Consider the following 14,244-nt stretch of genomic DNA (forward strand, 5'->3'; position numbering starts at 1 on the left):
GCGCGGGTTACTGTTTGCGAAACCTATTCGAAGTTATCCTTTGTCCGAATGCGCGCAGGAGCCATCATGGCAGTGCGTGTGGCTGGCCTGCATGATGGACAAACAGAAGACAAAACCGCTCCACACCGAAGGACCCGCTGCAAGCGCCGAACAGATTCGGCAGGGGATTCGGTACATCGAACGCCGCCAGCGGTCGCTGTGGTCCTCGGCTATACTGATTACCCTGCTGCTGGCCGTTGGTTTTGCTTCCTTTGCGTTTCCCGGGCTGCTGACCTCCGGCGACGACTTCTATTCCTTCTACCTCAACCAGACGCTCCGGAGCCTCATCGGCATGGTCCTGATTTTCAATGTCTACACGATCTACCAGCAGGTGCAGATCCACCGGCTGCACCGGCAGATCACCGGGCAGATTGATCAGCTGGCCCGCGTGGAATCGCGCACCGAAGAAGTCTACAAATTGGCCGCTCGCGATTCCCTGACGGGCCTCTACAACCGCGGATTTGGCGAACAGCGGCTGGCGGAGGAAATTTCCCGGTCGCAACGGCACGCCCGCCCGCTCAGCGTGATTCTTTTCGACCTGAACGACTTGAAGCAGACCAACGACCAGTTCGGCCACGCCGCCGGCGATGAAATGCTCAAATACTTTGCCTGGCGGCTCAGCCGCGCCATCCGCCATTCGGACCTGGCGGTGCGCCATGGGGGCGATGAGTTTCTGGCGATTCTGCCGGAATGCCGGCTGGAGGAAGTGCAGCACGTCCTGGACCGGCTGAAGGATTTGAGTGTGGACCGCGGCGATCAGAAGCTCGAATTCACGTACTCGGGCGGCTGGACCACCTACATGGAGGGCGAATCGCGCGAGGAGTTGCTGCAGCGCGCGGATGAAGCGCTCTATGCCAACAAACGCTCTCTGAAAGCGGTCCCCCTCCTGACCCCGCAGGACTAGAGCGCTCCCCCGCCGGCTGCCTTCTCCTTCCGTTCCCTTTGTATGTGTGACCGCGAAGCGGTCAACCGACTGCACGCTATTCCCTGCTCAGCAGCTTTCCGTCCTCCGCGTGCGCCACCCTCGTCACGGCCTTCCAGGGCCATGCAATGCCGGTTGGAAATGAGATAGAGTGACGCGGGTATCGCGAACGCCTGGAAGGGTCCGGTGACGACGATGAGAAGAGCGCCGAGAAGAGCCCGAGGGCCAGTGTGAGTCCCCTCGCGGCGTTTGGCTTGTTTGCGGTTACGGCGATGTTGGTGTGCTACGCGCTCGAGAAGCGCAGCCCGTGGTTCATCCTGGGATTCGCTGCCGCCTGTGCCCTGGGGTCGGCCTACGGATTTCTTCAGGGAGCCTGGCCGTTCGGGCTTGTTGAAGCGGTCTGGGCGGTAGTGGCCGCGCGCCGCTGGTGGCTGGCCGCACGGGCGCAGTGATACCTCTTCCGCGGCGGCAACAATCAGTGGAAAGGATAGGAGATAGGGCCGTCTTGAACGGCCCTGTCTCCTTGAGGTGTGACCGCGAAGCGGTCAACTATCCCAACAATCAGTTCAAGGACGCCGGGATAGCGGCGGCGCGGGCGGCGGAACTGGCGTCGGGATAGGCGGCGGCATCCGGCCAGGTCACTTCCAGAGCGTTATCGTGCAGGAGGAAGAAGCGCGAGTGGCGGCGGATCTGGATGGCCAGCTTGTTTTCCGTATCCCCGCGGATTTCCGCCAGGCCTTCTTTTTCGGTCTGCAGGCTCCGGTCGGAGCGATAGATGGCCACGCGGAACTGGTGCGGGCCGAGCGGCACCTTGCGCTCCACGCGCAGCGGGACATCCGGGCCGTCGGCCGAGAGCGTCGTGGTGAAGAGCAGTTCGCGGTCGGCAAAGACGGCCAGGGTGACGCCCGCGACGTGGGCTTGTATCTCGATCTGCAGCGGCGCGCGGTGCGTCTCCGTGATCATCGCTGCGGGAAAGGCCGGGCCCGGCGCCGGGGCGGGTAGCTGGGGCTGCGTCTCGCTGGCGGCCACGGTTTGCAACGCAGCAGGCCGCGGGCGGGCCGCCGCGTTGCTGTGCCGGGGCGCCTTCTTGACCGCGATCTCCGCGGGAACCATGAGCTCCGCCGATGCCGGCACTTCCGCCAGGGGCTCTTCCTTGGCATAGCCAAGAAGGTCCGCCGGGGCCATGGGCAGGTACACGACGGCCGCCGGGGCGGGCGGAATGCGCAGGTGCGCGCGCACCTGCGGCGCGGCCGGAAAATAGCCGGCGGCGATAAGCGCCAGCGCGCCCGCGGCCCAGACGGCGCCGCGCAGGAGGGGCTGCGCGGTCCACAGCCGCCGCCAGGGGGAAGCGGGTTGCGGGACGCTGCGCGCGAAGGGGTAGAGGTCGCGGGCCAGCTCTTCGCCCGTGGCGTAGCGCTTGTCGGGGTCTTTGGCCAGGCAGCGCTGAATTACCCGGTCAAATGCCGGCGGAATTTGCGGGTTGAGGCGGGAAGGCGGCAGCGGCGTGGCGTTAAGGATTTGGGCGCAGACCGCGCCGAGCGAGGTGCCGTCGAAGGGGCGCTGGCCGGTGACCAGTTGGTAGAGCAGGATGCCCAGGGAGAAGAGATCGGAGCGGCCATCCTGCGCCTTGCCTTCGATCTGCTCGGGCGAGAGATAGGCGGGCGTGCCCAGGACCTTGCCGGAGCAGGACATCTGGGTGACGAAGCGGGCGATGCCAAAATCGCCCAGTTTGACGCGGCCTTCTTCGGTGACCAGGATGTTCGCGGGCTTCACGTCGCCGTGGATGATGCCGGCCTGGTGCGCGCGGGAGAGCGCCTTGGCCAGATCGGCGCACCAGATGCAGGCCTTCTGCAGGGAAACCCGGTCGCTGGCCAGGACCGGCTCAAGCGTCTTGCCCTCCACGTATTCCATCACCAGATAGGGGTTGCCCTGCTCTTCGATGCCCACGTCGAAGAGCCCGATAATGGAGGGATGGTTGAGCTGGCCGATGATGCGCGCTTCGTGAAGAAATTTTTCAGGGGAACCGATCTCGGTGAGTTCGCTGAGCAGGATCTTCAGGGCCACGATGCGGCCAATGCGCGTGTCGCGCGCCTTGACGACGCGGCCGGCGGCGCCGCTGCCGATGGTTTCCAGGACCTCGTAACGCCCATTTTCCATATGTGGAAGACCAACCTCTGCCCCTTTCAGCATGGCCGGCAGAGCCGGGAAAGGGAATGCCCCGGAAGTCCCAAAAACACGGAACTTTGGTACCAGCGCCGAAATAGAACGAATCTGCCCTGCGCGGCTCTTTTGGCGGGTGGCGTTTAATAGGAACGGGAGCGGCGCGGTTCGGTCCCAGCAGCGGGCGGTGTGGCCGGGGCGGTCGCGGGCTGGGCCGGCGGCTTGCGGCGCGCCAGGGGAAAGAGCTCCGCGGCCAGGGCTTCGCCAGTGGGATAGCGCTCGTTGGGATTCTTAGCCAGACAGCGCAGGATTACTTTGTCGAGCGCCTCCGGGACCGCCGAATTCACCGCGGAGGGCAGCGGCGGGGGCGTGGACAGAATGTGCCCACAGATGGCCTGCAGGGTATCGCCCTGGAAAGGCGTCTGGCCGGTCACGATCTCGTAGAGGATGACGCCCAGGGAGAAAAAATCGGACCGCGCATCCTGAGGCCGGGCCACGATCTGTTCCGGGCACCAGTAGGCGGGCTTGCCGAGCAGGGGGTTTTCCACCGCTTCGCGGCTGGCCAGCCGGGCCATGCCGAAGTCAGTGACCTTGACGCTGCCCCCTTGGGCGATAAGGATGTTCGAGGGCTTGAGGTCGCCGTGGATGATGCCTTTGCGGTGCGCCACGCCCAGTGCGGTGGCGGCTTGCCCGATCCAGGCGCACGCCTTGGCGGGGGGGATGCTGCCGTTGCTGAGCAGGCGGTCCAGCGGGTGCCCGTCAATGAATTCGAAGACCAGATAGGGCGTGGAAGTGGCTTCGTCGATGCCCACGTCGTGCAGGGCGACGATCCCGGGGTGCGAGAGCTGGCCGGCGACCCGCGCTTCGTCCAGGAACTGCTGGCGCGTATTGGGGCGGGCGAACTCGGGCGCCAGAAGCTTGACGGCCACCAGGCGGTCGATCATGGGATCGTGGGCGCGCGCGACTCGTCCGGAAGCGCCTGCGCCGAGGATGTCGAGAATTTCGTAGCGGCCGACGCGCATGCAGCAAATTCCTTCCCGCAGACAGCGGTCGGCTCGATTATAAAGTTTCCGGCGCGGGGGATGGCGGCAATGTGCGGGGAAGTGCGCACTTGGGCACTACGGCGGAGCGTGCCGCGGAGCGGCGCGGGAGAAAAAGGACCACTACAGATAGACGTGGTACGAAAAAGACACCCACATTTAGCGTTTTCCTCTTGACAACTTTTCCTCCTCCCTCGATACTGCACTCCCAGATTCGGGGGAACGTGGAAGCGCCGGACGGATCGAGTCGGGGGTGTCTTACGGTCCGCGAAGAGGCCACGAAGCCAGCCCGGATTCAAGCAAAAAACTGAGCGAAAAGTGCTGCTTCCCGCCGCGCGCGCGAAGCGAGCGATGCCGTGAGGCCCAGCCTCGGGAAGGCGGGCCGCGGCAGGGCATTCTTTTTTGACTCTTTTTTCGCTGCAGCGCTTCCCGAACCGCTGCAGCGAGCCGTGCCGGCGAATGCCCGGCGTGGTGCTCCTGCTTGCTGCGGGAGGAGTAAACTATAGGGGTTCCCCCGCGAAAGGGTGGGAGCCTGGTACGCGGAGGATAGAGATGGCCACGACGAAACAGGCATTGGAAAAGAAAGCGTTGGAGATGGGCATGACTCCGCGAAGCAATTCAACAAGCAATTCAACAACAGGAACAGGAAAAGGATTGGAGTTTCCGCGGTACTTCACGGACGGCAAGATCGCGCCGTTCGACGCCGTGGAATGGGAGCTGCGCACCGCGCAGATCAGCAACGAAAAGGGCGTGACGATTTTCCGCCAGGAAAATGTCGAGGTGCCCAAGTCCTGGTCGCAGACCGCCACCAACATCGTCGCCAGCAAGTATTTCCACGGCAAGCCCGGCAGCAGCGACCGCGAAGGCTCAGTGCGGCAGCTGATTGGCCGCGTGGTGAGCAGCATCGTGCGCTGGGGCGAAGAGGGCGGCTATTTTGCGTCGGCCGAAGCGCGCGAGATCTACCGCGACGAACTGACGCACCTGCTCGTGGAGCAGAAGATGGCCTTCAACTCCCCGGTGTGGTTCAACGTGGGCGTGCAGGCCAAGCCGCAGTGCTCCGCGTGCTTCATCAACTCCGTGCAGGACAGCATGGATTCGATCATGAACCTAGCCAAGACCGAGGGCATGCTCTTCAAGTGGGGCTCGGGCACGGGCACCAACTTCTCCACCCTGCGCGGCAGCAAGGAACCCCTTTCCGGCGGGGGCATCGCCTCCGGCCCGGTCAGCTTCATGAAGGGCTTTGACGCCTTCGCCGGCGTGATCAAGAGCGGCGGCAAGACGCGCCGCGCCGCGAAGATGGTCATCCTGAACATCGACCACCCGGACATCGTGGACTTCATCGAGTGCAAAATGCGGGAAGAGCACAAGGCCCAGGTGCTGATCGAGCAGGGCTACGACGCCGCGATCGACGGCGCCGCCTACAGCTCGGTCTTTTTCCAGAACGCCAACCACTCGGTGCGCGTCACCGACGAATTCATGCGCGCGGTGGAAGAAGGCCGCGACTGGTGGACCAAGAACGTGGCCGACGGCCAGCCCGTGGAGAAGTACCCGGCGCGCGAGTTGCTGCACAAGATTGCCGAATCCACCTGGCAGTGCGGCGATCCCGGCATGCAGTACGACACCACCATCAACCGCTGGCACACTTCCAAGAACACGGCGCGCATCAACGCCTCCAACCCCTGCTCGGAATACATGTTCCTGGATGACACGGCCTGCAACCTGGCTTCGCTCAACCTCATGAAGTTCATGGGGCCGAACGGGCAGTTCAACGTGGACGCTTTCCAGCACGCGGTGGACGTGACCATTACGGCGCAGGAAATCCTGGTGGACAATGCCAGCTATCCCACGCCGAAGATCGCGCAGAACTCGCACGATTTCCGCCCCCTGGGCCTGGGCTACGCCAACCTCGGCGCCCTGCTGATGTCCCTGGCGCTGCCCTACGACTCCGACAAGGGCCGGGAGATGGCCGCCGCGGTGACCGCGCTGATGTGCGGGGAAGCCTACGCGCAATCCTCGCGCATCGCCGAGCGCCTGGGGCCCTTCGAAGGCTACGCGGTGAACCGTGAGCCGATGCTCGAGGTCATCCGCATGCACCGCGAAGCGCTGCGGGCCATCCGTCCCGAGGACGTGCAGCCGCAACTGATGCTGGCCGCGCAGAACAGCTGGGACACCGCGCTGGCCCACGGCGAGAAATACGGCTACCGCAATTCCCAGGTCACCGTGCTGGCGCCCACGGGCACCATCGGCTTCATGATGGATTGCGACACCACGGGCATCGAGCCGGACCTGGCGCTGGTGAAGCACAAGAAACTGGTGGGCGGCGGGGTGATCAAGATCGTGAACAACACCGTGCCCCAGGCCCTGATGAATCTGGGCTACACGCCGGAGCAGATGAGCGAGATCGTCTCGCACATCGACAAGGAAGGGAAGATCGAAGGCGCGCCCTACCTCAAGGCCGAGCACCTGCCGGTCTTTGATTGCTCGTTGGCCCCGGCGGGCGGCGGGCGCTCCATCGCCTGGACCGGGCACGTGAAAATGATGGCCGCCACGCAGCCGTTCCTCTCCGGGGCCATCAGCAAGACCATCAACATGCCCGCGGAGTCCACCGTCGAGGACATCATGCAGGCCTACGTCGAGGCCTGGAAGCTGGGGCTGAAGTCCGTGGCCATCTACCGCGACAAGAGCAAGGGCTCGCAGCCGCTTTCCGCGGCCGGCAAGAAGGAAGAGAAGATGGCCGCCGTGGCGGCGGTCGAGCCGGAGCAGCACGAACTGTTTGCGCGGGCGCAGCGGGAAAAGCTGCCCACGGAGCGTGCCTCGATCACCCATAAATTTTCGGTGGGCGGCCACGAGGGCTACGTCACCGTCGGCATGTACGAGGACGGGCGGCCGGGCGAAGTGTTCATCAAGATGTCCAAGGAAGGCTCGACGCTTTCCGGAGTGATGGACGGCCTGGCCCTGACACTTTCCATCGGGCTGCAGTACGGCGTGCCCCTGAAGGTGCTGGTGGACAAGCTGCTGAACACGCGCTTTGAGCCCTCGGGCATCACCGCCAACGCCAACATCCGCTTCGCGACCTCGGTGCTGGACTACCTGGCGCGCTGGCTGGGCGGGCGCTTCATCTCCGCGGACTACCTGAAGCTGAACGGCGCGGCGCACGCGGAAGGTTCCGCGGCCGCGGCGCCCATGGGGTTCAAGCCGGTGCTGCCGGCGATGCCCGGAGCCTCGCGCGGGAGCGATGCGGTTTCCGGCGCGCCGCGCAACGTGCACGAAGGCGCGCCGACCTGCTCGGAGTGCGGCATGCTCATGGTGCCGAACGGGGCCTGTTACAAGTGCGAAAACTGCGGGAGCACCTCCGGGTGCAGCTGAGGAGGGAATGGATTGAAGACCGCTGCTGCTCGATCCGCTTTGGTTCTGAAACAGCCGCCTAGCGCCGCCAAGGCGCATGGCTTCCTCCATATCGCCCGGCACGGCGCCGGAGTGTACGCAACCTATATCCTCACCTATCACCGCTTGGACTGCGCCGGCGCGGCGCCCAAACCGGTGCTGGCGCAGGGCGCGGAAGCGCTGATCGACCGGCTGGAACGCTTGGGTGTGGACTTCCGGCACCTTGAAGTGCGCGGCGCGCTGGAGGACATCCTGCGCCTGGGCTCGGCGAATATTCCGGACTTGTGGCTCAGCGACGAGGATTTGCTCGCCAGGGGTCTGGTCGAAAGCTAGCCTTTTGCATTCTGCAAAAACGAAAACTCCGGAGCGCGCGCTCCGGAGTTTTCGTTTTACACCGGCCCAATGCAAAGTTCCGCAAACTGGCAATTCCGGGTGGCGCCACGGCACGGGCCGTGCACAGACGTGCCCGCGCGGGGCTTAGCGCGGTCGCAGCGGCGGGCGCGAGATCGTGAGCGGGCGCGGGCGCAGGCGCAATTGCGGGGCCAGCGGCGGCGGCACGGTGCGCAGGGCTTCGCCGCAGTTGCAGCAGCGATCGTTGCCGAAGGGCGCGTTGCGGCTGGCGTCGGCGCGCAGCCAGTGCCCGCGCGCTTCGCACTGCGGGTTGATGCACTGAACGGTCCAGCCCGGCAGATACTGCATGGCATTTCCCCCTGAAGACCGGCGCGCGGGTCCCGCATGAACCGCAGGGGCGGGCCGCCGCGAAGTCGGGCGCATTCTGCCGCGCCGCGCCTGTGGTGTCAAGCAAGAAACACACAACATCTAGTGGTGGGGTTGCAGCGGCGGGCTCGTGTCCCCCGTCCCGTGAAGCGCCGCCCCCGCTGAGACCGCGGGACTCCCTATGGCAGCACCTCCTTTCGAGCGCAGCGCGTTCTTCGCGCTCCGGATGGGTTTGCGGAGCGATCGAAGATTCCGACCCGGTCGGAAGAAATCTCTCTTCGATTGCGGAGAGTGCCCGCGACTCTGTCCCGAGAGAAAGCATCGGGACTCCGCCGGCGAGGACCGCAAGGTTCTCTGTGGTGCCTGGCGGCAGATAGAGTAAGGTAGGGGACGCAAGCAGGTGCCGCGCGGGTGCTAACGCCGCGCGCTGGAGGATTTCATGGCCAATCCGACGCACACCGGTTTTGATTTTGGCTCGGGCATGCCGGAGTTTCCTGGTCTGGGCGCGCTGCGTTCGCGGCTGTTGCGCCTGGCCGTGGTTGTCGTGGCCCTGATTCTGTTCTTCTCGGCGGTCACCTCGATTCCCACCGGCAACGTGGGCGTGCTCACGCTCTTCGGCCGGGTCACCGGCGAGGTGCTCCCGGAAGGCATCCACATGGTCAACCCGCTGAAATCGGTGCAGAAACTTTCCATCCAGACGCAATCCATCAAGGAGAGCGCCAGCGTGCCCTCCAGCGAAGGGCTGATCCTGGCGCTGGATACTTCGCTGCTCTTCCGCCTGGACCGCAGCATGGCCGCGGAGGTCTACCAGACGGTGGGCGATGACTATGCCGCGAAAATCGTGGAGCCGACCCTGCGCGCGTCCATCCGCGCTTCGACCTCGGCGCACTCCGCCAACGCCCTCTACACCAGCGCGCGCGAACTGGTGCAGAAGCAGATCCAGGAGGAGCTGACGGCGCAGCTCGCCAAGCGCGGGGTCATCGTGGAAAACGTGCTGCTGCGCGACGTGCAGCTCCCAGCCTTGCTCAAAGGCTCCATCGAAGCCAAGCAGCAGGCCGAGCAGGACGCCCTGCGCATGAGCTTCATCCTGCAGAAGGAAAAGCAGGAAGCCGAGCGCAAGCGCATCGAAGCCCAGGGCATCGCCGATTTCCAGAAAATCGTGGCCCAGGGCATCAGCCCGCAGCTGCTGGAGTGGAAGGGCATCGAGGCCACGGAAAAACTGGCGAACAGCCAGAACGCCAAGATCGTAATCATCGGCAACACCAAGAACGGCCTGCCCCTGGTCCTCGAGCCGCGCTGAGCCGCACCGCGCGGGCGGGCGATCTTTCCACGGTGGGATAGCGGGCGGACGGGCGATTAACGCGGCGCGGGCGCGGGCTCTGGTTCAGCGCGGGGACGGGGAGGATTTCTTGGCGCGGTCGATCAGTTCCTGCAGCGCGGCGATCTTGGTCTTGAGTTTTTCGATGTCCTGCTTCTTGTCGCCCAGCTGGTTCTCCCCGGCATCCAGCCGGGCTTTGCCGTCGGAATCGTGCGCGAAGTCCGTCTGCGAATAAAACTGTTCCTTCTGCAGGGCCAGGTCGCGCTGCTGGATCTCGGCGTCTTTCTGGGCCGTGGCCAGCTGCGCTTTCATCTCCTTGAGCTCGGCTTCCTGCTCGGCGAGTTTTTTCGCGGCGGCCGCGGCGGCTTCCGCCTCGGAGGCGGCTTCTTCCGCCGTCTTGGCGGCTGCTGGCTGCGCGGGGGCCGCGGCCTGTTCGGTCGCGGGTTTGGCGGGCGCCGGCTCGCCGCCGGTGATGGGGCCTTCGTGCCGCGCCAGATCGTCATCGGTGAGTTCCTTCACCGGTTTCTGCGATTTCTTCCTGGCTTCGCGTTCTGCGCGGGCCTTGCGGGCGATCTCGGCGACGGATTGCGGGGCCTCGCTCTGCGATTGGGCGCTGGCCACGAGGGCCGCGGCGGGCGAGAGCACGACGGCTAGCGCTGCGAGAAGCGCAAGCGGCGAGGAAAAACGGCGCGGGAATTGGAATTGCATGGGCAGAGTCTCCTCCCGAATGAAACTTCAGCATACCCCGGGGTCCGGCGGCAGGCAATTGCCTTGCGTGGCGCCGCTGTGAATCAGGCAAGGACCGCGCCCCGGGCACGAGGGGAAGCGTTAGGCAGTAGAATGGGCGGGATGCGCTTGGCGGAATGGCTCCGGAAGGGACTGCTCGCCGTGGGCCTGACACTGGCGGCTGCGGCGGGTGTTCGCGCGCAGGGCCGCGTTCCGGCGCTGCCGGCGGGACCTGCGCCGGTTCTGGCGCCCGCCGCTCCGGCGGCCGAAGCCCCCGTGCACCGTTTCGCGGACCGGGAGAACGCCTGGCTGTTTGCGGGTGTGGGAGCGGCGCGCACCCTGGACTATTTCTCCACGCGGAACATGCGCCGGCGCGGCCGCCACGAGATTCTGCTCACCGACAAGGTGGTGGACAACCACGCGGCCTTCGCCGCGATCGAAGCTGCCGCAACCGCGGTTACCATCGGCGCGGCCTATCTCTTTCACCGCCATGGGCATCATCGTCTGGAGCGCTGGACGTCGCGGATTCACATTGGCCTCGCCACCGGCGGGGCCATCCGCAACTACGCGCTGCAATCGGCGCACCCGGCGCCGCTTCCGCCGAAGCCGTAAACCGGCCGCGGCGTTCTGCGGACCAAGCGCGGCGAAACCCGCGTGCTGGCGAGTGCGTCTGAATCAGTGAGGAGCATTGCGGGACGCGTGGCCGCGGAGCATACTCGCGCGGGTGCAGACAGAGGCGAACTGACCGGGAGGCGCGGAGTTTGCGAAAGGAGTTCATGCGCGGAGTTCTTCGATTCCGCCTTCTTTTGTTGCTGCTCTGTGCTGCCGGGCTGACGGCTCTTCCCGCCGCGGCCCAGGCGCGCGCTCCGGAGGCGGCCCCGCGCCCCGCTGCGGCCCAGCAGGCTCCGGGCGCCGCGCCGGCCGCGGAGAAGCCGGCGGCGAAGCCCGAGGAGAACAGACAATCCGGGCAATACACGCTCTCGCACGAGCGCTATGAGAAGGCGGTGGCCTATTCGCGCGCGCGCTACACCCTCTATTTCGTTTCCTTTGCCTGGGGCCTGCTGATCCTGGTGGTGCTGTTGCGGCTGGGGCTGGCCGCAAAATTCCGCGATCTCGCCGAGGCGGCCAGCGATAAACGCTTCCTGCAGGCGCTGGTTTTCGTGCCGCTGCTCCTGGGTACGATCGGGACCCTGGAGCTGCCCACGGAAGTCTACGGCCAGGTGCTTTCGCTGCGCTACGCGCAGTCGGTCCAGGGCTGGGGCTCGTGGCTGTGGGACTGGACCAAGGGCGAATTCGTCGAAATGATTCTGGGCACGCTGCTGGCGCTTATCCTCTTCGCGGTCATCCGCAGCAGCCCGCGCCGCTGCTGGTTCTACTTCTGGGCCGCCGCGCTGCCCATCGCCCTGGCGACGCTCTTCCTCAGCCCGTGGGTGATCGACCCGCTGTTCAACAAGTTCGAGCCGCTGGACGCCACGCATCCGGAGCTGGTCACGGCCATCGAGAAGGTGGTGCAGCGCGCCGGGCTGCAGATTCCGCGGGAGCGCATGTTCTTGATGCAAGCCAGCCTGAAGGAGAACAGCATCAACGCCTATGTCACCGGGTTTGGCGCCTCCAAGCGCGTTGTGGTGTGGGACACCACCATCCAGAAAGCGACCACCGAGGAGACGCTTTTCATTTTCGGCCACGAGATGGGCCACTACGTCCTGAACCACATCCGCAACGCCTTCCTGTTTATCGGAGTGGTGCTGCTGGGCGCCTTCTATCTGGCTTTTCGCGGGCTGCACGCGGCGCTGGACCGCTGGGGCCGCCTCTGGAAAGTGCACGGCGTGGAGGACTGGGCCGCGCTGCCGGTCATGCTGCTGCTGCTCTCGGTCATCCTGTTTCTGCTCTCTCCGGTGTTCAGCGGCTTCAGCCGCATGCAGGAGCACGAGGCCGATGTCTACGGCCTGGAAGTGATTCACGGCCTGGTGCCGGACTCGGCGGAGGTGGCCGCGCATGCCTTCCAGGTCCTCGGCGAAGTGGATCTCTCGGACCCCAACCCCCCGGCGTTCATCACCTTCTGGCTCTATAGCCACCCGCCGCTGGCCGACCGCCTGGTTTTCGCGCACACCTACGATCCGTGGTCCAAGGGCCAGGCCCCGCGCTATGTGAAGTGACGCCGCGCGGAATCACACCCCGCGCCGCGGGCCCTGGCGCCGCGCAAACGCCGCCACTTTGCTGCGATTGCCGCAAGCGGTCATCGAACACCAGCGCCGGCGCCCGGTCCGCGAAGTGTCGTAGAAGAAAAGCACGCACCCCGCGCTGGCGCATTTGCGCAGCGGCGCGGCCGGACCCTCGGCCAGAATCTCCGCGGCGGAACGCGCAATCGCCGTCAGCAGCCACTCCGGCCGCTCCTCGCGCGCGATGAAGCGCAGCCTCCATTCGTGAAGCTCGGAAACCAGTTCGTCGTGGCCTTCGGTTACGCGCAGCAGTTCGTTCAAGGGCTCGATGACCGCGCGCTCCAGGCGCTGCCCGTGCTCCAGGGCCTGGAAACCCTGGCGCAGGCTGCTGCGCAGCGCCAGGGCCTTATATAGCAGCGCATCCACGGCCTGCGGATCGGCCAGTTCCATGTGCAGCAGCTCCGCGGTGCGGCGCGGCGAGATGATGCCCACCTGTTCGAGAAAGGCGACCAGCCCGGGCCAGTCGCCCAGAGCGCCCTGGGGTCCGTGCGCGGAATGGACGGTGTTGGCAAAATCCACGGCCACGCGCCCGCCAACCAGCAAAAAGCGGCCCGGTGGGAGGCTGGAGACCGCAGAGTCGCGGGTTTGCCTAGGCACAGGCGGGTCCCGAAGCGCGCGGGCATGTTTTTCGCATAACCACTAAATACCACTGGAACGGTTATAGGGCAAGCGGAGATCTTCCCCGGCCTCTGCAGGATTTCGTGGCGGAATCTGCCTGCGCAGGGCTAGAATCCTCCTCCGCGTGCCGTTTAACAAGGAGGCGATTTCATGGCCGAACTGCCCACTCTGCCGGCTGCTCCGCTCGGTCCGGAGGCCGCGCCCGCGCCGCCCTTTTGGCAGCGCCTGATGCGCGGCAATTTTTGGCTGGCCGCGGTGGTGCGGGTGATCCTGTACGGCGTGTTATTTGCCGGGATCGCCAGCGGCCTCAGCGCGCTCGCGCATTTTTTTCTCGGTCGGGGACACGCGCTGGGTGCACCGCGCGGTTTGTTTGTAGGCGAGTGCATTGGCGTAGCGGCGGCGCTGGGCGCGGCGCTGCTGATGGCCCTCCTGGAGAAACGCCGGCCCGGCGTCTACGGCCTTCCTCTGCAGGGGGCCTTTGGGAAATTGTTCTGGCAAGGCGCGCTGGCGGGCTTGGCGGAGATCAGCGTGCTCATGGCGCTGATCTCCGCGTGTGGCGGCTACTCCTTTGGCGGGCTCGCGGTGCATGGCCTGGAGCTGGCGCGCTGGGCCGGCTTTTGGGCGCTGCTCTTTGTCCTCGTCGGGTTGTTCGAAGAATTTCTCTTTCGCGGCTACGCGCAGTACACCCTGGGCGCGGGGATCGGTTTCTGGCCGGCGGCGCTGGTTCTTTCGGTGCTGTTTGGCGCCGGGCATCTGCGGAATCCCGGCGAAGGCTGGGTGGGGGCGCTGAGCATCGTGGAGGTGGGCATCGTCTTGTGCCTGACGCTGCGGCGCACCGGAAATCTGTGGTTCGCCGTGGGGCTGCACGCCAGCTTCGATTTCGGCGAGACCTTTCTCTATTCCGTGCCCAATAGCGGTGTCGTCGCCGCGGGGCATCTTTCCAATGCGGCGCTGCATGGCCCCGCCTGGGTCACCGGCGGTACGGTGGGGCCGGAGGGCAGCCTTTTCAGTTTTCTGACCATGGGAATCATGTTCTACGCGATCCACCTGCTCTATCCGGCGCAAGAAGAAGTAACGCATCCCCACTGACAGTTTGTTCTA

Annotated in this window: 13 protein-coding genes; 8 read left to right on the forward strand and 5 right to left on the reverse strand. The window is 65.5% G+C overall.

The features are described 5' to 3' along the window. The first annotated feature begins 91 nt into the window (after positions 1 to 91). Together LAN61_01685 and LAN61_01690 are read left to right on the forward strand one after the other, a co-directional pair. A complete protein-coding gene (locus tag LAN61_01685) occupies positions 92 to 943 on the forward strand; it encodes a GGDEF domain-containing protein (protein MBZ5539208.1) in 852 nt (283 codons plus the stop codon). 290 nt (positions 944 to 1,233) lie between these two features. After that, the gene (locus tag LAN61_01690; GenBank protein MBZ5539209.1) at positions 1,234 to 1,413 is read left to right on the forward strand and encodes a hypothetical protein; all 180 of its coding nucleotides are present in this window, start codon (positions 1,234 to 1,236) and stop codon (positions 1,411 to 1,413) included. A 109-nt stretch (positions 1,414 to 1,522) separates the two neighbouring features. On the opposite strand, the gene LAN61_01695 is transcribed toward LAN61_01690, so the two are convergent. Both LAN61_01695 and LAN61_01700 read right to left on the reverse strand, forming a co-directional pair. After that, on the reverse strand, positions 1,523 to 3,118 hold the full coding sequence (locus LAN61_01695; GenBank protein ID MBZ5539210.1) for a serine/threonine protein kinase: 1,596 nt from the start codon (positions 3,116 to 3,118) through the stop codon (positions 1,523 to 1,525). A gap of 146 nt (positions 3,119 to 3,264) precedes the next feature. Next, the gene (locus tag LAN61_01700) at positions 3,265 to 4,143 is read right to left on the reverse strand and encodes a serine/threonine protein kinase (protein MBZ5539211.1); all 879 of its coding nucleotides are present in this window, start codon (positions 4,141 to 4,143) and stop codon (positions 3,265 to 3,267) included. Between the two features lie 612 nt (positions 4,144 to 4,755). On the opposite strand from LAN61_01700, the gene LAN61_01705 reads away from it, so the two are divergent. Both LAN61_01705 and LAN61_01710 read left to right on the forward strand, forming a co-directional pair. Beyond that, positions 4,756 to 7,527 carry a vitamin B12-dependent ribonucleotide reductase gene (locus LAN61_01705; protein MBZ5539212.1) on the forward strand — a complete coding sequence of 924 codons (2,772 nt, stop codon included), beginning with the start codon at positions 4,756 to 4,758 and terminating at the stop codon, positions 7,525 to 7,527. Between the two features lie 12 nt (positions 7,528 to 7,539). Then, the gene (locus LAN61_01710) at positions 7,540 to 7,878 is read left to right on the forward strand and encodes a hypothetical protein (GenBank protein MBZ5539213.1); all 339 of its coding nucleotides are present in this window, start codon (positions 7,540 to 7,542) and stop codon (positions 7,876 to 7,878) included. Between the two features lie 144 nt (positions 7,879 to 8,022). On the opposite strand, the gene LAN61_01715 is transcribed toward LAN61_01710, so the two are convergent. Continuing rightward, positions 8,023 to 8,244: a hypothetical protein gene (locus LAN61_01715; GenBank protein MBZ5539214.1), complete on the reverse strand. Its 222-nt coding sequence runs from the start codon at positions 8,242 to 8,244 to the stop codon at positions 8,023 to 8,025. Between the two features lie 457 nt (positions 8,245 to 8,701). Between LAN61_01715 and LAN61_01720 the strand changes: the two genes are divergently transcribed. Further along, positions 8,702 to 9,562: a prohibitin family protein gene (locus LAN61_01720; protein ID MBZ5539215.1), complete on the forward strand. Its 861-nt coding sequence runs from the start codon at positions 8,702 to 8,704 to the stop codon at positions 9,560 to 9,562. 84 nt (positions 9,563 to 9,646) lie between these two features. On the opposite strand, the gene LAN61_01725 is transcribed toward LAN61_01720, so the two are convergent. Further along, a complete protein-coding gene (locus LAN61_01725) occupies positions 9,647 to 10,288 on the reverse strand; it encodes a hypothetical protein (protein MBZ5539216.1) in 642 nt (213 codons plus the stop codon). A 147-nt stretch (positions 10,289 to 10,435) separates the two neighbouring features. Between LAN61_01725 and LAN61_01730 the strand changes: the two genes are divergently transcribed. Both LAN61_01730 and LAN61_01735 read left to right on the forward strand, forming a co-directional pair. Further along, on the forward strand, positions 10,436 to 10,918 hold the full coding sequence (locus LAN61_01730; protein ID MBZ5539217.1) for a hypothetical protein: 483 nt from the start codon (positions 10,436 to 10,438) through the stop codon (positions 10,916 to 10,918). Positions 10,919 to 11,082: 164 nt separating this feature from the next. After that, positions 11,083 to 12,462 (forward strand): M48 family metallopeptidase, encoded by a 1,380-nt coding sequence (locus LAN61_01735; protein ID MBZ5539218.1) that lies wholly within the window; start codon positions 11,083 to 11,085, stop codon positions 12,460 to 12,462. A gap of 12 nt (positions 12,463 to 12,474) precedes the next feature. Here LAN61_01735 and LAN61_01740 read toward each other — a convergent pair whose 3' ends face one another. Then, positions 12,475 to 12,915 carry a CGNR zinc finger domain-containing protein gene (locus LAN61_01740; GenBank protein ID MBZ5539219.1) on the reverse strand — a complete coding sequence of 147 codons (441 nt, stop codon included), beginning with the start codon at positions 12,913 to 12,915 and terminating at the stop codon, positions 12,475 to 12,477. 378 nt (positions 12,916 to 13,293) lie between these two features. Here LAN61_01740 and LAN61_01745 point away from each other — a divergent pair, with 378 nt between their 5' ends. Continuing rightward, positions 13,294 to 14,232: a CPBP family intramembrane metalloprotease gene (locus LAN61_01745; protein MBZ5539220.1), complete on the forward strand. Its 939-nt coding sequence runs from the start codon at positions 13,294 to 13,296 to the stop codon at positions 14,230 to 14,232. The last annotated feature ends 12 nt before the right edge of the window (positions 14,233 to 14,244 follow it).

The organism is Terriglobia bacterium, assembly GCA_020072785.1.
Lineage (GTDB): Bacteria > Acidobacteriota > Terriglobia > Acidiferrales > UBA7541 > Acidiferrum.